Origin of the sequence: Microbacterium sp. 3J1 (assembly GCF_001049495.1) — a bacterium.
GTDB lineage: Bacteria > Actinomycetota > Actinomycetes > Actinomycetales > Microbacteriaceae > Microbacterium.
Genome location: NZ_CDWI01000011.1, coordinates 654634 through 678300, shown reverse-complemented (window position 1 = coordinate 678300; position 23667 = coordinate 654634). Strand labels below are relative to the sequence as shown.

At 68.4% G+C, this 23667-nt stretch carries 24 protein-coding genes; 4 read left to right on the top strand and 20 right to left on the bottom strand.

Going from position 1 to position 23667, the window contains the following annotated elements; genetic code table 11:
• The first annotated feature begins 30 nt into the window (after positions 1-30).
• Positions 31-810, top strand: a complete 780-nt coding sequence (locus tag BN2660_RS12175; protein WP_091232281.1) for a lysophospholipid acyltransferase family protein — start codon at positions 31-33, stop codon at positions 808-810.
• Between the two features lie 42 nt (positions 811-852).
• Here BN2660_RS12175 and BN2660_RS12170 read toward each other — a convergent pair whose 3' ends face one another.
• Positions 853-1344, bottom strand: coding sequence for an OsmC family protein (locus BN2660_RS12170; protein WP_091232278.1), 492 nt, complete (start codon positions 1342-1344; stop codon positions 853-855).
• A gap of 142 nt (positions 1345-1486) precedes the next feature.
• Between BN2660_RS12170 and BN2660_RS12165 the strand changes: the two genes are divergently transcribed.
• A complete protein-coding gene (locus tag BN2660_RS12165) occupies positions 1487-2482 on the top strand; it encodes an asparaginase (RefSeq protein ID WP_091232275.1) in 996 nt (331 codons plus the stop codon).
• A 53-nt stretch (positions 2483-2535) separates the two neighbouring features.
• On the opposite strand, the gene BN2660_RS12160 is transcribed toward BN2660_RS12165, so the two are convergent.
• The 16 genes from BN2660_RS12160 to prmC all read right to left on the bottom strand — a co-directional run bounded on the left by BN2660_RS12160 (position 2536) and on the right by prmC (position 18447).
• Positions 2536-5298, bottom strand: a complete 2763-nt coding sequence (locus BN2660_RS12160; protein WP_141651291.1) for an FtsK/SpoIIIE domain-containing protein — start codon at positions 5296-5298, stop codon at positions 2536-2538.
• A 59-nt stretch (positions 5299-5357) separates the two neighbouring features.
• Positions 5358-6155 (bottom strand): PP2C family protein-serine/threonine phosphatase, encoded by a 798-nt coding sequence (locus tag BN2660_RS12155; protein ID WP_091232269.1) that lies wholly within the window; start codon positions 6153-6155, stop codon positions 5358-5360.
• A 237-nt stretch (positions 6156-6392) separates the two neighbouring features.
• A complete protein-coding gene (locus tag BN2660_RS12150) occupies positions 6393-7181 on the bottom strand; it encodes a DUF5684 domain-containing protein (protein ID WP_218054116.1) in 789 nt (262 codons plus the stop codon).
• Between the two features lie 117 nt (positions 7182-7298).
• Complete coding sequence (locus BN2660_RS12145) at positions 7299-8045, bottom strand: YaaA family protein (RefSeq protein ID WP_091232266.1); 747 nt, start codon at positions 8043-8045, stop codon at positions 7299-7301.
• A gap of 73 nt (positions 8046-8118) precedes the next feature.
• The gene (locus tag BN2660_RS12140) at positions 8119-8394 is read right to left on the bottom strand and encodes a F0F1 ATP synthase subunit epsilon (protein ID WP_091232263.1); all 276 of its coding nucleotides are present in this window, start codon (positions 8392-8394) and stop codon (positions 8119-8121) included.
• Between the two features lie 2 nt (positions 8395-8396).
• A complete protein-coding gene (gene atpD, locus BN2660_RS12135) occupies positions 8397-9851 on the bottom strand; it encodes a F0F1 ATP synthase subunit beta (RefSeq protein WP_091232261.1) in 1455 nt (484 codons plus the stop codon).
• Between the two features lie 23 nt (positions 9852-9874).
• Positions 9875-10774, bottom strand: coding sequence for a F0F1 ATP synthase subunit gamma (locus BN2660_RS12130; RefSeq protein ID WP_091232257.1), 900 nt, complete (start codon positions 10772-10774; stop codon positions 9875-9877).
• A gap of 19 nt (positions 10775-10793) precedes the next feature.
• Positions 10794-12434, bottom strand: coding sequence for a F0F1 ATP synthase subunit alpha (atpA, locus tag BN2660_RS12125; RefSeq protein WP_091232254.1), 1641 nt, complete (start codon positions 12432-12434; stop codon positions 10794-10796).
• Between the two features lie 47 nt (positions 12435-12481).
• Positions 12482-13270 (bottom strand): F0F1 ATP synthase subunit delta, encoded by a 789-nt coding sequence (locus BN2660_RS12120; RefSeq protein WP_091232250.1) that lies wholly within the window; start codon positions 13268-13270, stop codon positions 12482-12484.
• A complete protein-coding gene (locus tag BN2660_RS12115; RefSeq protein WP_091232246.1) occupies positions 13270-13824 on the bottom strand; it encodes a F0F1 ATP synthase subunit B in 555 nt (184 codons plus the stop codon). Before BN2660_RS12115 ends, BN2660_RS12120 begins: the two co-directional genes overlap by 1 nt.
• A 27-nt stretch (positions 13825-13851) precedes the next feature.
• Positions 13852-14088, bottom strand: a complete 237-nt coding sequence (gene atpE / locus BN2660_RS12110; RefSeq protein WP_042541851.1) for an ATP synthase F0 subunit C — start codon at positions 14086-14088, stop codon at positions 13852-13854.
• Between the two features lie 43 nt (positions 14089-14131).
• The gene (gene atpB / locus BN2660_RS12105) at positions 14132-14917 is read right to left on the bottom strand and encodes a F0F1 ATP synthase subunit A (protein WP_091232243.1); all 786 of its coding nucleotides are present in this window, start codon (positions 14915-14917) and stop codon (positions 14132-14134) included.
• A gap of 145 nt (positions 14918-15062) precedes the next feature.
• On the bottom strand, positions 15063-15635 hold the full coding sequence (locus tag BN2660_RS12100; RefSeq protein WP_091232240.1) for a Cg1360 family ATP-synthase-associated protein: 573 nt from the start codon (positions 15633-15635) through the stop codon (positions 15063-15065).
• Positions 15632-16804, bottom strand: a complete 1173-nt coding sequence (locus tag BN2660_RS12095) for an MraY family glycosyltransferase (RefSeq protein ID WP_091232236.1) — start codon at positions 16802-16804, stop codon at positions 15632-15634. The genes BN2660_RS12100 and BN2660_RS12095 overlap by 4 nt, the downstream gene beginning before the upstream one ends.
• Positions 16801-17538 (bottom strand): L-threonylcarbamoyladenylate synthase, encoded by a 738-nt coding sequence (locus BN2660_RS12090; protein ID WP_091232233.1) that lies wholly within the window; start codon positions 17536-17538, stop codon positions 16801-16803. The genes BN2660_RS12095 and BN2660_RS12090 overlap by 4 nt, the downstream gene beginning before the upstream one ends.
• A gap of 48 nt (positions 17539-17586) precedes the next feature.
• Positions 17587-18447, bottom strand: a complete 861-nt coding sequence (gene prmC, locus BN2660_RS12085; RefSeq protein ID WP_091232229.1) for a peptide chain release factor N(5)-glutamine methyltransferase — start codon at positions 18445-18447, stop codon at positions 17587-17589.
• A 100-nt stretch (positions 18448-18547) separates the two neighbouring features.
• Between prmC and cysK the strand changes: the two genes are divergently transcribed.
• Together cysK and epsC are read left to right on the top strand one after the other, a co-directional pair.
• A complete protein-coding gene (gene cysK, locus BN2660_RS12080) occupies positions 18548-19486 on the top strand; it encodes a cysteine synthase A (protein WP_091232226.1) in 939 nt (312 codons plus the stop codon).
• Between the two features lie 7 nt (positions 19487-19493).
• The gene (gene epsC, locus BN2660_RS12075) at positions 19494-20063 is read left to right on the top strand and encodes a serine O-acetyltransferase EpsC (RefSeq protein ID WP_091232222.1); all 570 of its coding nucleotides are present in this window, start codon (positions 19494-19496) and stop codon (positions 20061-20063) included.
• Between the two features lie 21 nt (positions 20064-20084).
• On the opposite strand, the gene BN2660_RS12070 is transcribed toward epsC, so the two are convergent.
• Genes BN2660_RS12070 through rho form a run of 3 tightly spaced genes read right to left on the bottom strand, consistent with a single transcriptional unit; the run spans position 20085 to position 23577 of the window.
• A complete protein-coding gene (locus BN2660_RS12070) occupies positions 20085-20489 on the bottom strand; it encodes a phage holin family protein (RefSeq protein ID WP_091232219.1) in 405 nt (134 codons plus the stop codon).
• A gap of 38 nt (positions 20490-20527) precedes the next feature.
• Positions 20528-21607: a peptide chain release factor 1 gene (prfA, locus tag BN2660_RS12065; RefSeq protein ID WP_091232213.1), complete on the bottom strand. Its 1080-nt coding sequence runs from the start codon at positions 21605-21607 to the stop codon at positions 20528-20530.
• A gap of 11 nt (positions 21608-21618) precedes the next feature.
• A complete protein-coding gene (gene rho, locus BN2660_RS12060; RefSeq protein ID WP_218054115.1) occupies positions 21619-23577 on the bottom strand; it encodes a transcription termination factor Rho in 1959 nt (652 codons plus the stop codon).
• Positions 23578-23667 lie beyond the last annotated feature (90 nt).

Here is a 23667-nt window from a genome sequence, read left to right as displayed (position 1 = left end):
CCGGCATGGATTCCGGAGTAACCTGCTCTGATGACGTCAGAGCAGTCCGTGGAGCCCGAACCGTCGCCCGCAGAGACCGCGAAGCCTCGTCACGCAGGGCTCACCTATGTTCTGGGCCGCAGCCTCATCAGCATCCTCGCCAGGACGATCTACCGCCCCCGCATCGAGGGCAAGGAGAACGTGCCCCAGGAGGGCGCGGTCATCTTCGCGAGCAACCATCTGTCGTTCATCGACTCGATCGCGATCCCGGTCGCCGCTCCGCGACCGGTGCACTTCCTCGCCAAGTCCAGCTACTTCGAAGGCACCGGGGCGCGTGGCTGGCTGAGCCGCAACTTCTTCGAGTCGATCGGCGCCATCCCGGTGCGTCGCGGCGCCGGCCAGGCCGCGCTCGACGCACTGGACCAGCAGCGTCAGCTGCTCGACGAGGGACTCGCGGTCGCGCTGTATCCCGAAGGCACCCGCTCCACCGACGGCCGTCTGTACAAGGGACGTACGGGTGTCGCCTTCCTCGCGCTGCAGACCGGGGCGCAGGTCGTGCCGGTGGGACTGATCGGCACGGACAAGGTCATGCCGGTCGGAGCCAAGATCCCGACGCTCGCGGAGCGCATCACCGTGCGGTTCGGGGAACCGCTCGACCTGTCTCCGCACGGTCCGGCATCGAGCGGGCGTGCGCGCCGCCTGGCGACGGATGAGATCATGGCGGCGATCCACGCCCTGTCCGGTCAGGAGCTCGCCGGCTCCTACAACGAAGCACCCGCTCAGGGACCGATCGAGAAGATCAAGCAGGCTCTGCCGCACGAACGCCGTTGAGTTCGCCCCGACTCTGACGCTTCCCGGTCCGGTGCGTTCCGGTCAGGCCCCGAGGGCCGTGACCGTCGCCTCGTGCCGTACCGGGAAGTTCATCGAGTTGGCGATGAAGCACCACTCGCGCGCCTGCGCATGCGCCCGCTCGGCGGCCTCGATCATCGAGGGATCCGCGACGACGACCTCCGGTCGCAGCATCACCTCGACGAAGGCTCCCCCGCCGGCCCCGTTCTCACGCATCATCCCCGACGCCGAGTCGCGGTAGGAGACCACGACCACGCCGGCGGTCACGCAGGCATGGAGGTACGACAGCAGATGGCACTCGGAGAGCGACGCCAGCAGCAGATCCTCGGGGTTCCACCGCGTCGCGTCTCCGCGGAACGGCTTGTCGGACGATGCCAGGATGTCGGGCTTGCCGTCGACCTCGAGCAGGACGTCTCGCCGATAGTCGCGGTATCCGCTGGTGCCGGTCCCGCTGTTGCCCGTCCAGGTCGAGGTCAGGGAGTAGTGGTGCTCACCGAGAGCGGCGGAGTGTGCCATCCCTCCAGTCTGCCAGTGCTCGGCCGCGGGGGGCTCGGCCGCGGGGGGCTCGGCCGCGGGGTGCTCGGTCGCCGGACGACCGTTCGCCGGGGCCGGTGCGGGCCCGCGAGGACGACGCACGATCGGACGGTATCCTTGCCAGGTGCCGGAAACTCTCACCGTTCAGGATGCCGTGGAACTCGCCGTCGTCGAACGGAGCGGATTCGTCGAATCCCGTCATGCCGGCGTCGCGGTTGTGCTCTCGCCCGACGGCGACGTGATCGCACGCCACGGGAACGCCGACGCGCTGGTCCTCCCCCGCTCGAGCCTCAAGCCTCTGCAGGCCGTCGCGTGCATCACGGCGGGCGCCGCGCTCGAGGGCGAGCAGCTCGCCCTTTCGACCGCGAGTCATGCGGGCACGGACAGACACGCGTCCGTCGTGCGCGACATGCTCACCGAGGGGGGACTCACCGAGGACCACCTCGCCTGCCCTCCGGCGTGGCCGACCGACTCGACGACACGCGACGAGCTGGTCCGGGAGCACGGACAGCCGACGCGCCTGCGGATGAACTGCTCGGGCAAGCACGCCGCCATGCTGCGCGCGTGCGTGGCGACCGGATGGGACACCACCGGATACCTCAACCCCGACCACCCGCTGCAGGCGCACATCAGGGACGTCGTCGAGCGCCTCGCCGGAGAGAAGATCGCCCACACGGCGATCGACGGATGCGGGGCTCCCGTCCACGCCCTCACCCTGACGGGTCTCGCGCGGGCGATCCACCGCATCGGCAGCGCCTCCGAGCGGTCCCCGTTCGCCCTGCACCGCGTCGCGGGCTCCCTCGTGCGGGCGGTGCGCGAGCATCCGTGGACCATCGACGGCCCGGGCCGCGCGGACACCCTCGCCATCGAGCGCCTCGGCGTGTTCGCGAAGGGCGGCGCGGAAGGCGTCATGGTGATGGTCGCCCCGAACGGCACGACCGTCGCTCTCAAGATGCTCGACGGAGCGCCTCGCGCCTCGACCATCGTCGCCGCGACGTTGCTGGCCCGAGCGGGGTCGCTGTCCGACGAAGCGGTCGGTGCCCTCGCCGACGAGCTCTCCCTGGAGGTGCTCGGCGGAGGCCTGCCCGTAGGCGCCGTCCGCCCCGGGAGCGGTATCTGACGGCGCCCAGCCTCCTCCGGCTCCCTGGAGGTTCCTGCGGCTTCCGCAATCCGTCACAGGGACGCAAGAGGGGCGAGCACCACGCGTCGCGGTGCCTCGGAGCCGATGATCGACCACGCCCTTCCGGCGTGCGGTCGCGCGTAGGGCGGCAGCTCACGTACACCGCACAGCTGTCTCAGCTCGACGGCGTTCTCCGCCCGGATGAGCACCTCCCCCTCGCGGCGCACCGACTGCCACAGTCCCCATTCACGCTGCCACAGGTCCGGCTCCCCCACCAGAAGGGTCGGACGCTCGTGATCCGCCTCCGCGGTGAGCGCATCGGTCGCCGAGATGACCCTCCATTCCGGATGAGCAGCACTCATCGCTCGGATCACCGATCGTGCGCCCGCCGTGATCAGCGCCGTGACGGGCGCGGTGGGGATCCACCCGGGCTGCTCGAGAACGTCAGACGACGCACTCGGCGCGGTCACGGATCGTTCCGGCGGCATCCAGGCGAGCTGCAGCTCACGCTCCCCGATGCGCGCGCGGCCGGGCGGTCGATCGGCGTCGAACCCTGATGCATCGCCACCCGCGGCGAGGTGATCCACGCGGCTCGGCATGCGCAGCAGCCCCCGTCGGGGCAGGGCGTCGATGAGCCTTCCGACCGCCCCCGATGCGCGCGCAGCGGTGATCACGAACGTCGTACCGGCGCCGCTGCGGAGGATCCGCTCCCACTGTTGGACGAGATGCTGGCCGTAGTCCGCAGGAAGATCGCCGATCTGAGCGTCGATGTCGTCGCAGAGCACCAGCAGCGGCGCCGGGTCACCGTGCCTTGCGAGAGCGACGACGGCGTCCCAGGCGAGCTCGGCGTCGCGCGGGATCCATACCGCCTCGGGATACTGCGTACGCAGGCAGCGCAGGGCCGAGGTGCGGCCCGATCCCGGTGCCCCGAGGAGGACGAGGCCCCGGTCGGTTCCGGGGCGGATGACCTCCAGCGGCTGTCGCTGGTTGGCGGGGTCATCCGCGCGTCCGAGCACCAGTTCTCCCGCGGCTGCCTCTCTGGCCACGTCATCGAGAGGAAGCAGGGTCGGCAGCGCGGGGAGCCAGGGACTGCGAGAACGCGCGGCGTCGGACCATCGCGTCGAGACCCGCCGGAGATCGGCCGGGCCGGTGAGAGCCACTCGCCCGGGTCGCGGGTCGCCATCTTGCGGACGACGAACGAGCACGATTCCCCGTGACCCGACACCGCCCGGGAGGTCTGCGGCCGCGTCGCTTCCGAGGACGGTTCTGCTGTCGGCGGCATCGCTCACCCGGAGGCTCAGGCGCAGCGGGCAGTTCGTGGCGAGTGCGTCGCGGATCACGCCCGACGCGCGCTGGGTCCCGATGATGAGGTGCATCCCGAGTGCCCTCCCCCGCGCGGCGATGTCCGTGAACACCGACCCGAGCTCGGCGTGCTCCTGAAGGAGGGCTGCGAACTCGTCGACAACGATGACCAATCGCGGCAGGTCGACCTCGCTCGCATCGCGTGCGCCGGCGGACGACAGCACCGCCTCTCGGCGACGGAGCTCTGCCGTCAGGCTCGAGACGCCGCGCCGTGCGCCCGCCTCGTCGAGATCCGTGATGACGGCGGCCACCTGCGGAAGCTGTCGCAACGGCTCGAACGCCGTGCCTCCCTTGAAATCCGCGAGGACGAACGTGACCCGATCGGGACCGTGTGCGCTCGCGATGGCGGTGACCCAGGACACGAGCAGCTCGCTCTTGCCCGTCCCCGTGGTCCCGGTGACGATCGCGTGCGGTCCGTCGTCGACGATGTCGAGCACGAGGTCCTCCCGTTCTCCTCGGCCGATCACCGCGGAGAGCCCTGGCGGCATCGGCGGCTGTACGAGATCACCGAGCTGGATCGAGTCCGGCAGCCCGCCGAGCTCGTCGTCGTCCTTCGTCCGCATCGCCGCGGCAGCGATGCTCTGCGCCGAGGAGAGTCCCTCGACGGAGAGGGCGACGAGCCCATCCGGAGTCCGGAGCCGTGCTCGGGCGGGCTCCATGACCTCGAGGACCGTCGTCACCCCCGGAGGAACCTCCTCCTCGCGTCCGAGCAGCCAGATGACGGCGTCGACCTCGGGGCGGACATCGCCCGCGCGAGAGACGCCGAGGGCGAAGGGATCCCGGCGTCGACGGCTGACACCCTCCCGCGCGAAAGGGGCGAGTCCGAGATCGTCGAGCCGGTCTCCGATCACCGAGAGCTCTGCGGCACCGAATCTCAGGCAGAGCTGGACGACCAGCGCCCTGGCCACCGCCTCCGTCACCGGCCGAGCCCCACGCAGCCCGATACCACCGCCCAGCGTCACGCTGACGGGCGTGTCGTCGAGCACGGCGCATCGGCGCTGGAAGTCCCTCTCGCGTTCGCCGTCTCCGCCCGCCGCACGGATGCCGCTCGCCGTGGAGCCGCTGCCCACCACGACCTTGGTTGCCGCATCGGGGCGCTCCGGACCCCTGAGCGGGGGGTCTGTCAGGCAGTGCGCCGCGTCCGGCTGCCTGTGCCACCGCAGCTGCCGCTCATGGTCCTGCCGTCGCAGGAGCTCCGCCTCGGCGACGGACCAGGCGCCGTCAGAGTCCTCTTGCGCCGAACGCCGGGCCTTCCGCTGTGCACGCGCACCGTCCATCACAGACGCGAGCAGCATGAGCGGCCCCAGAGCGGCGAAGCAGAGGGAGTAGATGGAGCCGGTCACCGCCCAGAGGATGACGCCGGCCGCCACGGGGACGGATGCCGCGACGAAGGGAATCGGAGGTCGTCTCGGTGGGGCCGGTTCCGAAGGTGCGGCGATCGGGGAGGAGTCCATGCCGACCAGTCGACCCCACGTCGCGGTGCCGCAGGCTGCTCCTCACAGGCGTGAGGCTGCTATTCGGCGGCGGGCTCGTTTGTGGAGGAGGATTCGTCGGTCACCTGGACGACCACGAGCGTCACGTTGTCGCGGCCACCGTTCTCCAGAGCCGCCGCGAGCATCGCATCCACCGCTGCGCCGGGGTCGGCGTTCTCACGGAGGAAGTGCTGGATCCCGTAATCCGTGAGCTCCTTGGTGAGGCCATCGGAGCAGATGACGAAACGGTCGCCCGCGCGCACGTCGAGTGAGACGTAGTCGGGCGCCGTCAGCTCGCTCGCGCCGACCGCGCGCGTGATCACGTTGCTGTACGGATGCCCCTCGGCCTCTTCGGGGCTGATCTTGCCGGACGCGATGAGTTCCTGCACGACGGAGTGGTCGGTCGTCACCTGCACCAGTCGGTCGTCACGCAGCAGATAGACGCGGGAGTCGCCGATATTGAGAGCGACCCAGTGCGGGTCGCCGTCGCCGAACTCCAGGAAGACACCGGTGAGCGTCGTGCCCGTTCCTTCGTCGGTCGTCTCGGGGTGATCGGCGATGTCGCCGACCGCCAGCGCCAGCGCCCCCTCGATCGATCCGCGCTCGACCGTTCCGTCCGCGACGATGGCCTCGAGGCGCGTGACGGTGCTCCGGCTGGCGATCTCGCCGCCGGCGTGCCCGCCCATCCCGTCCGCGACGATGAACAGCGGGTACTCGGCGAAGAACGCGTCCTGATTTGTCTCGCGGCGACGGCCGACATCGGTCACACCTGCCCACGACAGCACCAGCGGGCGCTGCGCAACCGTGACGCTGTGCGTCTTCGTCGTCGTGTCAGACACTCGTCGCCTCCGAATCGACCGTGAGTCGGGGGGTCTCACAGTACTCACACATCGTAGTGGACCCTGCTCCCGACATATCGCCACTTCGCGCCATGCGAGAGGGCGGATACGTCGATCCCGCGATGACACGAACCATACGTCCACGCTATCGCCTCGCAGCGCGCCCACCGTGCACTCGTCCAGGACGGTACACGCACAGAACCCCCGACCGGAGTCGGGGGTTCTGTGGTTCGACGATCAGGCCGGCGGCTGGTTCGGGTCGGTCGGCGGAGCGGGCGGCGCTGCCGGAGGTGCCGTGGGCGGTGCCGGCGGGACCTGCGGTGCTGCGGGCGGTACCGACGGCGCAGGCGGCGGAACCTGGGGTGCCGCCGGAGGCTGACCGGGAGCAGCGGCGGGCGGCGTGTAGCCGGGCTGCGCCGGAGGAGCATAGCCGGGCTGGGCCGGAGGAGCATAGCCCTGAGGCGCCGGGGGCGCGTAGCCCTGCGGTGCTCCGTAGCCCTGGGGCGCACCGTAGCCCGGTGCGGCGGCGGCACTCGGCTGAACCGGCACACCCTGCCAGACCGTCGTGTCGGCGAGGAAGCCGTTGCCGGCCCACGGCGCGGGTGCGATGTTCGGGTTCCACCGCGACTTGTCGAACGCGTTGATGCCGTACCAGACGATCGAGAGCAGGACGAAGAGGACGACCCACACGGCGTCCTTCTGGAGCTTGAGTCCCACGCGCCAAGCGGCGAGAGCCAGCACGACCGCGAGGGCGATACCCGTGAGGAAGTTGAGGTACGGGATGAACGAGAGGGCGATGCCGATCAGCACGACCCATGGGGACACGTCACCGAGCTTCGCGAAGACCATCGTGTTGTAGACCGGAACCCACGCACGCCACTTGCCCTGGACGCCCGCCTTCTCGAAGATCTTCATCAGGAAGATCGACGAGATCACATAGAACGCCGCTGCGAAGAGCAGACTGATCAAGAAGACAGCGAAGATGCCGGCGATAGCCGCCCCGTTGTCGTAATAGTCGTTGTACATGATCCCCTCCGGATCCGATGGAGCGGACGCTGTGCGCGCCGCGTCACCAACCATATCGGTGTGCCGATATTCGGAGCAACGACAGACGCGACGAACGCCGTGCGTGCGCGACGCGGGTCATTCCGCGACGACGAGCTCCACCACTCCCGGTTCCTCGGCATCACGGAGGACGATCTCGTGACCCCCTGCCCACCGACGCAGGCTGCGGAGCGACCCCACCCGCGGGCGGCTCTCGGCGAGGCGCCGCACCAGCAGACCCTTGGACTTCTTGTTGAAATGGTTGAGCGCACGTCCGTGCTCAGTCACGACACGGACGTACGCCGACGGGACGTGCGCGGGGACGGGTCCGAGCGCCACGTATGCCTCGCTTCGCAGATCGAGCACGAAGTCGGGCTCCTCCCCCGCGATCGCTGCTGTGGCCGCCGTCGCCCAGTGGCTGCGCAGCGATGCCATTCCCGGCACGGATGTCCCCGCAGCGAGTCGGTACGGGGGGATGCCGTCCAGTGCGCCGACGGGACCGAATGGCGCCGAGTGGATCCACACGTGCTCACCGAGCCAGCGTCGAGAGGCCGCCGTCAGCGAGGCCGCGTCCAGGGCGTCGTACAGCACCCCCGTGTATCTGTCGACCGCGGGCATGGTCCGCGCGGAGCGGAGCATCCGGTTGTGCTCGACCTCACCCGCCTGCCTGGCGCTCAGTTTGAGCACCCGACGGGCAGCCTCCTCGTCGGCGGCGAGGTCTACGAGCGCGTCGACCATGTCATCTCTCTGACGCCGCAGTGCGGGGAGGGACAGAGCCGCGACCTCGAATGCCGGGCCGCTTCCCCCCGGATGCTTCGTCTCGGACGGTGGAAGAAGGATCTTCATGAAACCTCGATCACGCAGACGCCTCCGCCTCGACACCCGAAGGTGCCGAGGCGGACGCGATGTGAAGAACTGCTCAGGCGATGAGTGCGGCGTTGCCGGCCACGATCGTCAGGACGTCGCCTTCCATGGAGAGGAAGCCGTCCTGCGCGTTGGCCAGCACCTTGGTGCCGTCCGTCTGGGTGATCCTGACCTGGCCCTCGGCGAGGATCGCCAGGACCGGCTCGTGGCCGGCCATGAAGCCGATCTCACCCTCGACGGTCTTGGCGACCACGAGGCTCGCGTCGCCCGTCCAGACCTCCGCGTCCGCGGAGACCAGGCTGACGTGCAGGGAGCTGGAGCCGTTCGCCATGGTCAGGCGTTCTCCTTCTGGATCTTCGCCCACTGCTCTTCGACGTCAGAGATGCCACCGACGTTGAAGAAGGCCTGCTCGGCGACGTGGTCGAAGTCACCGCGGGTGATCGCATCGAACGACTCGATGGTCTCCTTGAGCGGGACGGTCGAACCCTCGACACCGGTGAACTTCTTCGCCATGTAGGTGTTCTGCGAGAGGAACTGCTGGATGCGACGTGCACGCGACACGACGATCTTGTCCTCCTCGGAGAGTTCGTCGACACCGAGGATGGCGATGATCTCCTGCAGTTCCTTGTTCTTCTGCAGGATCTGCTTGACCGTCGTGGCGACGCGGTAGTGGTCCTCGCCCAAGTAGCGGGGGTCCATGATGCGCGACGTCGAGGTCAGCGGGTCGATGGCCGGGTACAGACCCTTCGACGCGATCTCACGCGAGAGCTCCGTGGTGGCGTCGAGGTGGGCGAACGTGGTCGCCGGAGCCGGGTCGGTGTAGTCGTCGGCGGGCACGTAGATCGCCTGCAGCGAGGTGATCGAGTGGCCGCGCGTCGACGTGATGCGCTCCTGGAGGAGGCCCATCTCGTCGGCGAGGTTCGGCTGGTATCCCACGGCGGAGGGCATGCGACCCAGCAGCGTGGAGACCTCGGAACCGGCCTGCGTGAAGCGGAAGATGTTGTCGATGAAGAGCAGCACGTCCTGCTTCTGCACGTCACGGAAGTACTCCGCCATCGTCAGAGCCGACAGCGCGACGCGCAGACGCGTTCCCGGCGGCTCGTCCATCTGGCCGAAGACGAGGGCGGTCTTGTCGAAGACGCCCGCCTCCTCCATCTCGTGGATCAGGTCGTTGCCCTCACGGGTGCGCTCACCGACACCGGCGAACACCGACACACCACCGTGATCCTGCGCGACGCGCTGGATCATCTCCTGGATCAGGACGGTCTTGCCGACGCCGGCACCACCGAACAGACCGATCTTCCCACCCAGCACGTAGGGCGTGAGGAGGTCGATCGACTTGATACCGGTCTCGAACATGGTGGTCTTCGACTCGAGCTGGTCGAAGTTCGGCGCCTTGCGGTGGATCGGCCAGCGCTCGGTGACCTCGATGGTCTCGCCGGGCTCGAGGTTCAGGACCTCGCCGATCACGTTGAAGACCTTGCCCTTGGTGACGTCACCGACGGGAACCGAGATGGCCTCGCCCGTGTCGCGCACTTCCTGGCCGCGAACGATGCCGTCGGTGGGCTTCAGCGCGATGGCGCGAACCAGGTCGTCGCCGAGGTGCTGAGCGACCTCGAGGGTGATCTCCGTGGACTCCTCGCCGATGACGATGGTGGTCTTCAGAGCGTTGTAGATGTCGGGGATCGAGTCGTGCGGGAACTCGATGTCGACAACCGGACCGTTGACGCGCGCGACGCGCCCGACGACCGCGGTCGCCGGCTGGTCAGCCGTAGCGGTGGGGGTCATTTCTTCGTCTCTTTCCTGATGGTCTATTTGCTCGACGAGAGCGCGTCGGCGCCGCCGACGATCTCCGCGATCTGCTGCGTGATCTCCGCCTGACGCGCGTTGTTGCGCAGACGGGTGTAGTCGGTGATGAGCTTGTCGGCGTTGTCGCTGGCCGACTTCATCGCCTTCTGCGTCGCGGCCTGCTTGGCGGCGGACGACTGCAGGAGAGCGTTGAAGACGCGGCTCTGGATGTACACCGGCAGGATCGCGTCGAGAACGGTCTCGGCATCCGGCTCGAACTCGTACAGCGGGTAGACGGCGCTACCGGCCTCCGAGTCATCGGCTTCCGTGATCTCCAGCGGAAGCAGGCGCACGGACTCCGGCGTCTGCGTCATCATGCTGACGAAACGGTTGTACACGAGGTGGATCTCGTCGACGCCGCCCTCGTCCGCACCGCGCGAGAAGTCCTCGAGCAGCGTGGCCGAGATCTCCTCCGCCGTGTGGAACGACGGGGTGTCGGTGTCGCCGGTCCACTCCGCGGCCGCCGCGATGCGACGGAACTGGAAGTAGCCGACGGCCTTGCGACCGACGAGGTAGAACACCGGCTCCTTGCCCTGCCCGCGCAGGAGCTCGGCGACCTCGAGACCCTCACGGAGGATCTGCGAGTTGAAGGCTCCGGCGAGACCGCGGTCCGACGAGAAGATCACGACCGCGGAGCGGCGGATCGTCTCGGGCTCACGGGTGAGCGGGTGATCGACATTCGAGTGCGTCGCGACGGCCGACACTGCCCTCGTCACGGCCCGCGCGAAGGGGCTGGACGCCTTGACGCGTGCCATCGCCTTCTGGATGCGCGAAGCCGCGATGAGTTCCATCGCCTTCGTGATCTTCTTGGTCGTCTGAGCAGAGCTGATCTTCTGCTTGTAGACCCTGAGTTGAGCGCCCATGAATCAGTTCCTCACGCGATTACGCGCGACGACCCTTGACGATCTTCTCCTGGTTGACGTCCTCAGCCTCGGCTGCAGCGTGCTCCTCGTGACCGGGAGCGCCGATGGCGTGTCCCTTGCCACCCCGGAACTCCAGGAGGAAAGCGTCGGTGTGCTTGTCGAGCTCAGCCACCGTGTCGTCGTCGAGGACGTTCGTCTCACGCAGCGTGTCGAGAACCTTCGTGTTGCGACGGAGGTAGTCGAGCAGCTCGCGCTCGAAACGCAGGACGTCCTCGACCTCGATGGTGTCGAGCTTGCCCTTGGTTCCGGCCCAGATCGAGACGACCTGCTCCTCGACGGGGTACGGCGAGTACTGCGGCTGCTTGAGCAGCTCGGTCAGACGCGCACCGCGGGAGAGCTGTCGACGCGAAGCCGCGTCGAGGTCGGACGCGAACATCGCGAACGCCTCGAGGGAGCGGTACTGCGCGAGCTCCAGCTTCAACGTTCCGGAGACCTTCTTGATCGACTTCACCTGGGCGTCGCCACCGACTCGCGAGACCGAGATACCCACGTCGACCGCCGGACGCTGGTTGGCGTTGAAGAGGTCGGACTGGAGGAAGATCTGGCCGTCCGTGATCGAGATCACGTTGGTCGGGATGTACGCCGAGACGTCGTTCGCCTTGGTCTCGATGATCGGAAGACCGGTCATGGATCCCGCGCCGAGCTCGTCGGACAGCTTCGCGCACCGCTCGAGCAGACGGGAGTGCAGGTAGAAGACGTCGCCCGGGTAGGCCTCGCGGCCCGGCGGACGGCGCAGCAGCAGCGACACGGCACGGTAGGCCTCGGCCTGCTTCGACAGGTCGTCGAAGATGATGAGGACGTGCTTGCCGCCGTACATCCAGTGCTGGCCGATGGCCGAACCGGTGTAGGGGGCGAGGTACTTGAAGCCGGCGGGGTCGGACGCGGGAGCCGCCACGATGGTGGTGTACTCCAGAGCGCCGGCCTCTTCGAGCGCGCCCTTCACCGAAGCGATCGTCGAGCCCTTCTGACCGATGGCGACGTAGATGCAGCGAACCTGCTTGTTGACGTCGCCCGACTCCCAGTTGGCCTTCTGGTTGATGATCGTGTCGATCGCGATGGCCGTCTTGCCGGTCTGGCGGTCGCCGATGATCAGCTGACGCTGACCACGACCCACGGGGATCATCGCGTCGATGGCCTTGATGCCGGTCTGCATCGGCTCGTGCACCGACTTGCGCTGCATGACGCCGGGAGCCTGGAGCTCGAGCTCGCGCACACCCTCGGTGGCGATCGAGCCGAGGCCGTCGATCGGGTTTCCGAGCGGGTCGACCACGCGGCCCAGGTAGCCGTCGCCGACCGGGACGGAGAGGACCTCACCCGTGCGGGTGACTTCCTGGCCGGCCTCGACGCCGGTGAAGTCACCGAGCACGACGACACCGATCTGGTGCTCGTCGAGGTTGAGCGCAAGACCCTTGGTGCCGTCCGCGAAGGTGACGAGCTCGTTCGCCATCACCCCGGGCAGCCCCTCGACGTGCGCGATGCCGTCGGCGGCGTCGATGACGGTGCCGACCTCGGTCGCCGCGGCCCCAGTGGGCTCGTATGCTGCGGCGAAGTCCTTCAGCGCGTCACGGATGACGTCGGGGCTGATCGATAGTTCTGCCATTGTCTTCCCTTTGTATCTGGGTGCGCGGTTCCCCGCGCGAAGTCGTGTTAGCCCGCGAGCTTCTGGCGAAGATCGGCGAGTCGAGCGGAGATGCTGCCGTCGATGACGTCATCAGCGATCTGCACGCGCAGACCTCCGACGACGGAGGGGTCGATGACCACGTTGAGCGAGACGCGTCCGTCGTAACGCCGCGAGAGTGCGTCGCTGAGACGGGTGCGCTGCGACTCGCTGAGCGGCGAGGCGCTGTGCACCGTCGCGACGACACGGTCGCGCTGGCTGGACACGATGCGGATCGCGCGGCTCAGCAGCTGACGCACGCGGCGCTCGCGAGGCTGACGCACAAGCGACGAGACGATGAGCTTCGACGGCGCGCTGGCCCCGGAGTCGAGCAGACGCTCGACCAGGGTGACCTTCGCGTCCGCTCCCCCGAGGCGACTGCCCAGGGCGAGCTCGAGCTCGGCATTGCCCGCGACCACACGGGAGAAGTCGAAGAGCTCTCCCTCGATGTCCGCTGCCGGCTCCGCGATCGCAGCTGCCCGGATCGCGAGCTCCTCGATGCCGTCGATGAGCTCGTCGGCGTTCGACCAGCGCTCGGCGACGACGGTCTTCAGGACGCGCTGCGCGTTCTGAGAGTACCCACCGAAGACCGCTGCCACGACGTTCTGACGAGCCTCGGCCGGAGCCGACGGGTCAGCGAGCGCGCCGCTCAGCTGAGACGACTCACCCACGGCCCGGGCAGCCGCGAAGAGCTCCTGCGCCGTGTCGAGGGTGACATCCGTCGCTGCGGCAAGCGTCTCGATGGATGCCGCGAGTGCCTGAGTGGTCGCGCTGCCCATTACTGAGCCGCCTTCTCGGATGCTTCGAGGTCGGCGAGGAAGCGATCGACGACCGCGGTCGCACGTGCATCGTCGGAGAGCGTCTCTCCGACCACGCCGCCGGCGAGGTCGATCGCGAGCGAACCCACCTCGCTGCGGAGCGAGACGAGCGCCGTCTGACGCTCGGCCTCGATCTGCGTGTGCGCGGTCGCGGTGATGCGAGCGGCTTCGCTCGACGCGGCATCCTTGGCCTCGGCGACGATCTTCTTGCCGTCCTCGCGGGCGGCCTCACGGATCTTACCAGCCTCGGTGCGAGCCTCGGCGAGCTGCCGGGTGTACTCCTCGAGAGCGGCCTCAGCCTGCTTCTGGGCTTCGTCGGCCTTGGCGATGTTGCCCTCGATGGCGGCGGACCGCTTGTCGAGCATCGCCGTGAACTTCGGAAGGGCGACCTTCCACACGACGATGAGGATGACGAGGAACCACAGACCCGACCAGATGATGTCGTACCACGCGGGGATCAGCGGGTTGGGCGTCTCACCCTCTGCTGCGAGGTTCGTGACAAGAGCGTTCAGCATCCTGTCTCCTTCAGAAGTCGGTTCGGATTACGGGAAGGGGATGAATCCGACGGCGATGCCGACGAATGCAAGCGCCTCGGTGAAGGCGATACCGATCCACATGAGGACCTGGAGGCGGCCGGCCAGCTCGGGCTGACGAGCGACACCCTCGATGGTCTTGCCGACGACGATGCCCACACCGATGGCCGGGCCGATTGCGGCGAGGCCGTAGCCGACCGAAGCGAGGTGACCGTTGATGTCTGCGAGAACCGTAGTAGCGTCCACGGGTTTTTCCTTTCGTTGGGTGGGACGGCAGTTGCCGACCCGCTCAGTGCTCTTCTGCGACCGCGAGCTGGATGTAGACCGCGGTGAGGACGGTGAAGACGTATGCCTGGAGGACGGCGACCAGAATCTCGAAGAGAGTGAAGGCGCCGCCGAAGGCGAGGGTTCCGACACCGAGAGCGGCCCAGCCGCCACCTGCGGTGAAGAAGAAGAACTGGGTGGCTGCGAAGCACAGCACCAGCAGCATGTGGCCGACGACCATGTTCATCAGGAGTCGGAGCATCAGCGTGACCGGACGGATGATGAAGGTCGAGAGGAACTCGATCGGCGTCACGATGATGTAGACCGGCCACGGCACGCCCGCCGGGAACAGCGCGTTCTTGAAGAAGCCGACGGGGCTCTTCTTGATGCCTGCGTAGATGAAGGTGACGTAGCTCACGAGGGCGAGCGTCAGCGGGACCGCCGCGATGCTCGTACCCGCGATGTTCAGGAACGGGATGATTCCCGTGATGTTCATGAACAGCACCATGAAGAAGATCGTGGTGAGGATCGGCAGGAACCGGTTTCCGTCCTTGCGACCGAGGAGGTCGTGCGCGATGTTGCTGCGGACGAAGTCCAGGCCCATCTCGACGACGCTCTGGAAGCGCCCGGGGACGATCTTCATGCGACGGGTTCCGAGAACCAGGAGCAGGACCACCACGATGACGGCGAGGAACTGCACCAGGTGGATCCGGTGAACGGGGATGACTCCGAACGCGTTGAAGAGGATCTCCGGGAAGAACTCGTCGATCGAAGGTCCGTGGAACTCGCCGTCAGAGGCGAGTCGGGGCATCAGGGTCGCAGCAAGATTGAACAGCGCGGGCTCCAGCTTCGGGGCACCGGTCAGAACCGGGGCGACGATGGTCGGTGTGCTTCAGGCGCAAGCGCTCGCGGGCGAGCGGCGGGCACGCTCCAACACTATCAGACCTGAGGGTCCCCTAAGACCGTCCGGGAGCCGCAGGATCCTCGTCGACCGGCTTCTCGGGAACGATGTGATGCCGCCCCGGCGCGCGGTCCTCGGGAACGACGGGCGGCAGCTGCACGCCCGGCGCACGATCCTCCGGCGCCTCGGTGGGAAGCGACGCGTCGCTCACGTTCGGGAGGCGCATCTTCGTCAGAACGAGGACGTCGATCGCCAGCGACACGATGACTCCGGCGACGATCGAGAGGAAGAACACCATCGGGTGGATCCAGGGCTGACCGCTCAGCACGATCATGACCACCACGAAGAGCCCGAGCTTGAGCAGCCAGCCCCCGAGGACGATCGCGAAGAAGAGCTGCACGTACAGCGGATCCCCGAACCACCGGTTGGCGATGAGGATGCTGAGACCGGTGATCCCGAGGAACAGCATCGCGAGGACGACGCCCAGGAGCCCGCTGACGAGACCCTCTCCCCCACCCACGAGGAATCCGACGGTACCGGCCACCACCGCGAGGATCACCATCGACAGAGCGGACCAGATCAGGGTCCTGCGCAGGATCGGATTGCTGGAAACGGGGCTGGGGCTCACGGGGACTCCACGGATGTCGGATCGGGTTCTGCACCCGCCGCAGATCTCCTGCGACGGGAAGGCATGAGGGTGATGACGAGGCAGGCGGCGATGCCCACGATGCCGAACGCGACCCCGGGGAGGTACTGGCCCGGCCAGTCCTCCCTGGCGCCCACGTACATCAGGAGGACGGCGAACGAGATGATCGCGGTCCACGCGTAGAAGATCAGGACGGCATCCCGGTCGCGATGACCGAGATCCAGCATCCGGTGGTGCAGGTGCTTGCGATCGGGTGAGAACGGGGACTTGCCCGCATTCATGCGTCGCAGCACGGCGAGGCCGAAGTCGAGGAGCGGGAGCAGGACGACCAGCAGCGGGAGCAGGATCGGGATGAACGCTCCGAGAAGCTGCGAACGCCCGAGCCGCTCGAGGTCGAGCGCCGAGGGCTCCAGCTGCCCGGTGACGGCGATCGCCGACGTCGCCATCAACAGGCCCAGCACCAGGGCTCCGGAGTCGCCCATGAAGAGCTTCGCCGGGCTCCAGTTGAACGGCAGGAAGCCGAGGCAGGCGCCGATCAGGACCGCGGCGAGGAACGACGCGAGGTTGAAGTAGCTCGAGGCTCCGGTGTCGCGCGTCAGGATGTAGCTGTACGCGAAGAACACGCCGTTGGCGATCAGGCATACGCCGGCGACCAGTCCGTCGAGGCCGTCGATGAAGTTCACGGCGTTCATGACGATGACGATCGCGAACATCGTGATCGTGATGCTCAGCCAACTCGAGAAGACGATGAGATCGCCGAACGGCAGCGACAGGATCTGGAGCCCGCCCCCGACCGTGATGATCCCGGCGGCGAGGAACTGCGCCCCGAGCTTGATCATCCAGTCGAGATCCCAGAGATCGTCGACGACCCCGATGATCGCGATGAGCAGTGATGCGGCGAGGATCGACCACATCGTCTGCGGAGGCGTCCACATGGTCGCGAAGAACGGGTTGGCGGCGGAGACGCCGATGGCGGCCGCGATGCCGAGGAAGATCGCGACCCCGCCGAGGCGCGGCGTCGGGGTCTTGTGCACGTCGCGCTCGCGGATGGCGGGGTACAGCTTGTACCGCAGGCTCAGGCGCCAGACCGCCCAGGTCAGTGCGAACGTGATCGCGGCGGTGAGGATGACGGTGAAGAGGTACTGCTTCACGAATCCTCGTCAGCGTCCGTGGACCGCGACTCGGACGCGGGCTCCGTCTCGGGCTCGGGCTCGGGCTCGAGCAGATCGCCGAGCACCTCCCGGAGACGCTCCCGTCCGATGGCTCCTTCTCGAAGGATGCGCACGCCTCCCGTGACCTGCTCGGAGCCGCGCGCGACCAGAGAGGTCGCGTCGACGATCGTGGATGCGACGCCCTGGCCGCTCGCGCCGTCGGCGAGATACACCGACACGCTGTCACCGAGCATCCGCTCGGCATCTTCCGCGGATGTCGCCGAGGGCTGCCCCGTGAGATTCGCGCTCGACACGGCCAGCGGCCCCGTCTCGGCGAGGAGCTCGAGGGCCACGCGCCCCTGCGGCATGCGCACCGCCACGGTCCCCTCGGTTTCACCCAGATCCCACACGAGCGACGGCTGGGCGGGGAGGACGATGGTCAGTCCGCCCGGCCAGAAGACGTCGACGAGTCTCTGCACAGGCTCGGGCACCGACTCGGCGAGAGCCGTGAGCGTCTCCTTCGTGCCGATGAGCACGGGGGGCGGCTGGTCTCGTCCGCGTCCCTTCGCGTCGAGCAGTCGCTGGACCGCTGCCGGGGAGAAGGCGTCGGCGGCGACGCCGTACACGGTGTCGGTGGGCATCACGATCAGATCGCCGCGGCGGATCGCCTGGCGCGCGTGACGCATTCCGGCGAGGAGCTGATCCTCGTCGCCGCAATCGAAGATGGAGGACATGAGGATCCGATTCTAACCGGGCGGTGTCTGGACGCGTGATGAGGACGCTCAGGGGCGCAGCGCCGTGGTGGCGCGATCGCGCAGCGTGAGATCGCGATGGGTCGCCGCGGCCCGCCACCCGTCGCGGGTGAGGATGCTGCGGATGGACTCGCCTTGGAGCTCGCCGTGCTCGATGACGAGGAGTCCGCCGGATCGCAGGAGCTCCTGAGCCCGGATGCTGAGCACGCGCACGATGTCGAGTCCGTCCTCTCCCCCATACAGCGCCATCGCCGGGTCGAAGAGCCGCACCTCAGGATCCCGCGGCACTGCGGCGTCAGGGACGTACGGGGGGTTGGAAATCACCACGGACGCCGTTCCGTCGAGCTCGCGGAAGGCGTGAGCCAGGTCCTCGTTGACGAGCGTGACGTTGGCGGCCTGGGAGGTGTTGCGGAGAGCCCAGGGGTAGGCGTCCTGTGACAGCTCCGCCGCGAAGATCCGCGAGTGCGGCACCTCGGTCGCCATGGCGAGGGCGATCGCCCCGCTTCCGGTGCCCAGATCGATCCCGATCGGCGCGGGTTCGCCGGCGTTGAGCAGGGCGTCGATCGCGAACTGCACGACCGTCTCCGTCTCGGGCCGCGGCACGAAGACGCCGGGCCCCACGGCCAGCTCGAGATGCCGGAACGGCGCCGTGCCGGTGATGTGCTGCAGCGGCTCGCGGGTCACGCGTCGGGTGACGAGGCCGTCGAGGGCGGCCGCCTGCGCGTCGGACGCGGTGTCGCCGCGGATGATCGCCGCCTGCACCTCGCCGCGACGGGCACCCAGCACATGACCGGCGAGCAGCTCCGCGTCGACGAGCGGATCGGTGACGCCGGCGTCGCTCAGACGCTGGGCCGCGGCGCGCACCAGCGTCGCGAGAGAGGTGTCGGGCATGACTCCCAGCGTAGAGCGCGTCGACGCGTCACATGGCCCGCCCGGTGGGGGCGCTCGCCTAGGCTGGAGCCGCAGTCACCTCGCACAGGAAGGCGTCACCATGCCCGGCATCCACTCCGACATCACGACCGCGTTCGGCAACACCCCGCTGGTCCGGCTGAACCGGGTCACGGAAGGGCTCGGGGCGACCGTGCTCGCCAAGCTCGAGTTCTACAACCCGGCGTCGAGCGTCAAGGACCGCATCGGCATCGCGATGATCAACGCCGCCGAGGCGTCGGGAGAGCTGAAGCCCGGGGGGACCATCGTCGAGTCCACGAGCGGCAACACCGGCATCGCCCTCGCGATGGTGGGCGCCGCCCGCGGGTACAAGGTCATCCTCACGATGCCGGCCTCGATGTCGAAGGAGCGCCGCCTGCTGCTCAAGGCCTTCGGTGCCGAGATCGTGCTCACCGACCCGACGAAGGGGATGAGCGGAGCGATCGAGGAGACCAAGCGGATCGTCGAGGAGACCCCGGGCGCCATCTGGATCAAGCAGTTCGAGAACGAGGCCAACCCGCAGATCCACCGCGAGACCACCGCGCAGGAGATCCTCCGCGACACGGATGGCGACATCGACATCTTCATCGCGGGCGTCGGCACGGGCGGCACGGTGACCGGGACGGGTCAGGCCCTGAAGGCCGCGAAGCCCGACGTGCAGGTGATCGCCGTCGAACCGAAGGACTCCCCCGTCCTCACCGAGGGACACCCCGGACCGCACAAGATCCAGGGCATCGGACCGAACTTCGTGCCTCCCGTGCTCGACCGAGACGTCCTCGACGAGGTGATGACCGCCGAGTTCGACGAGTCGCTGCGCGTCGCCCGCGATCTGATGGCCAAGGAGGGCCTGCTCGTGGGCATGTCGTGCGGTGCGGCCGTGTCGGCCGCCCTGAAGGTCGCCGCTCGTCCAGAGAACGCGGGCAAGACGATCGTCGTCGTGCTTCCCGACACCGGTGAGCGCTACCTCTCGACGGCCCTCTTCGAGGATCTGCGCGAGGCCTGATCGTCAGATGAGCATGATCGACCGGATGCGCGAGGACATCGCCGCAGCGCGACTCCGCGACCCCGCCGCGCGCACCGCCGCAGAGGTCGCCCTGCTGTACCCGGGGCTGCATGCGATCTGGGCGCATCGAGTGTCGCACCGCCTGTGGCAGCGCAGACTCCGCCTGCTCGCGCGGGCCACCTCGCAGATCTCGCGGTGGCTCACCGGCGTGGAGATCCATCCCGGCGCCCGGATCGGTCGCCGCTTCTTCATCGACCACGGGATGGGCGTCGTCATCGGCGAGACCGCGGAGGTCGGGGACGACGTGATGCTGTACCACGGCGTCACGCTCGGCGGCCGGACGCGCGACGCCGGGAAACGGCATCCGACGCTCGGCGACGGCGTCGCCGTGGGCGCCGGCGCGAAGATCCTCGGCCCGATCACGATCGGTGCGCACTCGGTCGTCGGCGCGAACGCCGTCGTGACGAAGGACGCACCGGCAGACAGCGTGCTGGTGGGGATTCCCGCGAGACCGCGAGCACGCGCGGCACGCGAGGACACCCGGGCGCTGCTGACGGCCCCGGACTACTCGATCTGAGACGCGCCCGCGGGCAGGACGTCAGCGTCGGCGCGGAGACTTCTCGACCCGCTTCTTCAGGAAGATCAGCGGGAGAAGCACGCTGCCGAGTGCGGTGACGAGCCAGACGATCACGGCCCCCAGCAGCCACCCGGTCGCGTCGACGATGCGCAGACCGCCGATCGGAAGCAGCACCACGATCACGAGCGCGATGAGGGTGGAGACGATGCCGATCCCTCCCATCAGCACGGGCGCATAGCGATCTGCGATCTTGCCGACCCACGGTGCGAGGACGCTCTGCAGGACCGCGAAGATCAGGATGCAGACGACGAACCCCCACCAGCGGTCCCACTGGATCTGGAAGCCGTCGAGCAGCAGATCGGCGGCGATGAGGCCGAGGCCCGCCGAGACGACGTACATGAGCGCACGGAACAGGAAGGTGATCACGGCCCGAGCCTAGCGCTCGCCCGTGCTCCGACGTCAGGTCAGGATTCGCTGCCCACCGCGGCGAGGCGTGCCTCTTCATCCGCCGTGATCGCGCTCTGGACGATCGGCTCGAGCGCGCCGTCCATCACCTGATCGAGGTTGTACGCCTTGAAACCCGTGCGGTGGTCCGCGATCCGGTTCTCCGGGAAGTTGTAGGTGCGGATGCGCTCCGAGCGATCCATGCCGCGGATCTGGGACCTGCGGGCGTCTGAGGCCGCGGCATCCAGCTCCTCCTGCTGCTTCGCGAGCAGGCGCGCCCGCAGGACGCGCATGGCGGCCTCGCGGTTCTGCAGCTGCGACTTCTCGTTCTGCATCGAGACGACGATGCCGGTCGGCACATGCGTGATGCGCACCGCGGAGTCGGTGGTGTTGACCGACTGGCCACCAGGGCCGGACGAACGGAACACGTCGATCTTGAGATCGTTCTGATTGATCTCGATCTCGTCGGGCTCGTCGACCTCGGGGAACACCAGCACGCCGGTCGTCGAGGTGTGGATGCGTCCCTGAGACTCCGTGGCCGGAACCCGCTGCACGCGGTGCACGCCACCTTCGTACTTCAGGTGCGCCCAGACGCCCTGTGCCGGGTCGGAGGACGAGCCCTTGATCGCGACCTGGACGTCCTTGTAGCCGCCGAGGTCCGACTCGTTGCGCTCGAGCAACTCGGTCTTCCACCCCTTCGACGCCGCGTACTGCACGTACATGCGGAGCAGATCGGCGGCGAAGAGCGCGGATTCGGCGCCGCCCTCCCCCGCCTTGATCTCCATGATCACGTCACGGGCGTCGTCGGGGTCGCGCGGGATCAGCAGTCGACGGAGCCGCTCCTGCGCAGCCTGAAGCCCGGTCTCGAGAGCGGGGACCTCAGCCGCGAAGGCGTCGTCCTCGCGAGCGAGCTCGCGGGCCGCGTCCAGATCGTCGGTCGCCGCCACCCACGCCTCGTGCGCGGCGACGATCCTCGAGAGCTCGGCGTAGCGTCGGTTGACGCGCTTCGCCCGAGCGGCGTCGGCGTGCACCGCCGGGTCGGAGAGCTCCTCCTGCACCCGGCGATGCTCGTCGATGAGAGTCTGGACGGACTCGAACACGGCGGCTCCGCTCAGCGGATGTTGCTGTCGTGCCCGTGGCCGCCCGCGGGCAGGCCGGGGATGGCCTTCTGCATCTGCACGAGGAACTCCACGTTCGAGTGGGTCTCCTTGAGCTTGCCGAGAACCACTTCGAGAGCCTGCTGCTGGTCGAGACCCGCGAGCGCGCGGCGCAGCTTCCAGGTGATCTTGACCTCGTCGGCCGAGAGCAGCATCTCCTCGCGGCGGGTGCTGGACGCGTTGACGTCCACCGCCGGGAATATGCGCTTGTCGGCGAGCTGGCGCGACAGACGCAGCTCGCTGTTGCCGGTGCCCTTGAACTCCTCGAAGATGACCTCGTCCATCTTGGAGCCGGTCTCGACGAGAGCCGTGGCGAGGATCGTGAGCGATCCGCCGTTCTCGATGTTGCGCGCAGCGCCGAAGAAGCGCTTGGGCGGGTACAGCGCCGAGGCGTCGACACCGCCGGACAGCACGCGACCGGATGCCGGTGCCGCGAGGTTGTACGCGCGGCCGAGGCGGGTGATCGAGTCGAGCAGGACGACGACGTCGCGACCCAGCTCCACGAGGCGCTTCGCACGCTCGATGGCGAGCTCGGCGACCGTGGTGTGGTCCTCGGCCGGACGGTCGAACGTCGACGCGATGACCTCGCCCTTGACCGTGCGCTCCATGTCGGTGACCTCTTCGGGGCGCTCGTCGACGAGCACGACCATGAGGTGGACCTCGGGGTTGTTCTGCGCGATCGCGTTCGCGATCTGCTGCAGGACGATCGTCTTGCCGGCCTTCGGCGGTGCGACGATGAGGCCGCGCTGGCCCTTGCCGATCGGCGCGACCAGATCGATGATGCGCTGGGTCAGCTTCTCGGGGGCCGTCTCGAGACGGAGGCGCTCCTGCGGGTAGAGCGGCGTGAGCTTGCCGAACTCCACACGGGTGGCGGCGTCGTCGATCGACAGACCGTTGATGGAGTCGACCTTGACGAGGGCGTTGTACTTCTGGCGCCCCTGCTGCTCACCCTCGCGGGGCTGCTTGATGGAGCCCACGATCGCGTCGCCCTTGCGGAGGTTGTACTTCTTCACCTGTCCGAGCGACACGTACACATCGCTGGGGCCGGCGAGGTAGCCGGTGGTGCGCACGAAGGCGTAGTTGTCGAGGACGTCGAGGATTCCGGCGATCGGGATGAGGACGTCGTCCTCGCCGATCTCGGTGTCGAACTCGTCGGTCGGCGCTCCGCCGCGGCGCTTGTTGCGCTGACGGTTGCGACCGTTGCCGCCCTCGTCGTCCGCAGCCGCGTTCTGCTGCTGCGGGGCCTGCTGCTGCTGCTGCTGCTGCTGCTGCTGGCCATCGGACTGACCGTTGCCGTTCTGGCCGCGTCCGCGGTTGCGGCTGCGGTTGCGGCTGCGGCCACGACCGCCCTGCTCGTCGCCGTCGGCGGACTGGTCGGACGAGTCGTTGTTCTGCGCGGCCTCGGGAGCCTGCGACTGCTCTGCCGGCTTCTCGGCCGCGGGAGTCTCGGCCTCGGCGACGGGCTTCTTGACGGTGCGGCGTCCGCGTCCCGTCTTCTTGGGCTCATCGGAAGCATCGGCGGCGTCGGAGGTCTCCGCGCCGGAAGCATCCGCCTTGGCTGCGGGAGCCTCCGTCTTCGCTGCGGGAGCAGCGGACTCCTCGTTGCTGGCCGCCGGCTCGGCGTCGGCCTTCTTCGCGCGCGAGCGACGGGGAGCCTTGGCCTTGGGGGCCTCCGCTGCGTCCGTGGCAGGCGCCTCGGACGCGGGGGCCTTCGACGGGGCCGCGGCGGAATCGGCGGCGGGCTTCTCAGCCTTCGCCGCTGCCGTCGCGGTGGTCGCCCGGCGCGGGGCGCGCTTGCGGGCCGGTGCCGCTTCGGTCGTCGTGGCGGCTGCGGCGTCTGAGCTCACGGCCTTCGCCGGAGCCTCGGCGGCCGGTGCCGCCTGATCGTTCTGGGTCTCGGAGAAATTCTCCACGAGTACTCCCTCTTTGGTCTCGGAGACATGAGCGGTACGCGCACAACGGGTGCTGCGCGCGATCGCACGGGCTGACGCTCGGCGCCAGCC

Coding starts and splice junctions, on each gene's coding strand:
- BN2660_RS12175 (WP_091232281.1), top strand. CDS start 31: ATGACGTCAGAGCAGTCCGTGGAGCCCGAACCGTCGCCCGCAGAGACC.
- BN2660_RS12170 (WP_091232278.1), bottom strand. CDS start 1,344: ATGGCACACTCCGCCGCTCTCGGTGAGCACCACTACTCCCTGACCTCG.
- BN2660_RS12160 (WP_141651291.1), bottom strand. CDS start 5,298: ATGGACTCCTCCCCGATCGCCGCACCTTCGGAACCGGCCCCACCGAGA.
- BN2660_RS12150 (WP_218054116.1), bottom strand. CDS start 7,181: ATGTACAACGACTATTACGACAACGGGGCGGCTATCGCCGGCATCTTC.
- BN2660_RS12145 (WP_091232266.1), bottom strand. CDS start 8,045: ATGAAGATCCTTCTTCCACCGTCCGAGACGAAGCATCCGGGGGGAAGC.
- BN2660_RS12140 (WP_091232263.1), bottom strand. CDS start 8,394: ATGGCGAACGGCTCCAGCTCCCTGCACGTCAGCCTGGTCTCCGCGGAC.
- atpD (WP_091232261.1), bottom strand. CDS start 9,851: ATGACCCCCACCGCTACGGCTGACCAGCCGGCGACCGCGGTCGTCGGG.
- BN2660_RS12130 (WP_091232257.1), bottom strand. CDS start 10,774: ATGGGCGCTCAACTCAGGGTCTACAAGCAGAAGATCAGCTCTGCTCAG.
- atpA (WP_091232254.1), bottom strand. CDS start 12,434: ATGGCAGAACTATCGATCAGCCCCGACGTCATCCGTGACGCGCTGAAG.
- BN2660_RS12120 (WP_091232250.1), bottom strand. CDS start 13,270: ATGGGCAGCGCGACCACTCAGGCACTCGCGGCATCCATCGAGACGCTT.
- BN2660_RS12115 (WP_091232246.1), bottom strand. CDS start 13,824: ATGCTGAACGCTCTTGTCACGAACCTCGCAGCAGAGGGTGAGACGCCC.
- atpB (WP_091232243.1), bottom strand. CDS start 14,917: ATGCCCCGACTCGCCTCTGACGGCGAGTTCCACGGACCTTCGATCGAC.
- BN2660_RS12090 (WP_091232233.1), bottom strand. CDS start 17,538: ATGTCCTCCATCTTCGATTGCGGCGACGAGGATCAGCTCCTCGCCGGA.
- prmC (WP_091232229.1), bottom strand. CDS start 18,447: ATGCCCGACACCTCTCTCGCGACGCTGGTGCGCGCCGCGGCCCAGCGT.
- cysK (WP_091232226.1), top strand. CDS start 18,548: ATGCCCGGCATCCACTCCGACATCACGACCGCGTTCGGCAACACCCCG.
- epsC (WP_091232222.1), top strand. CDS start 19,494: ATGAGCATGATCGACCGGATGCGCGAGGACATCGCCGCAGCGCGACTC.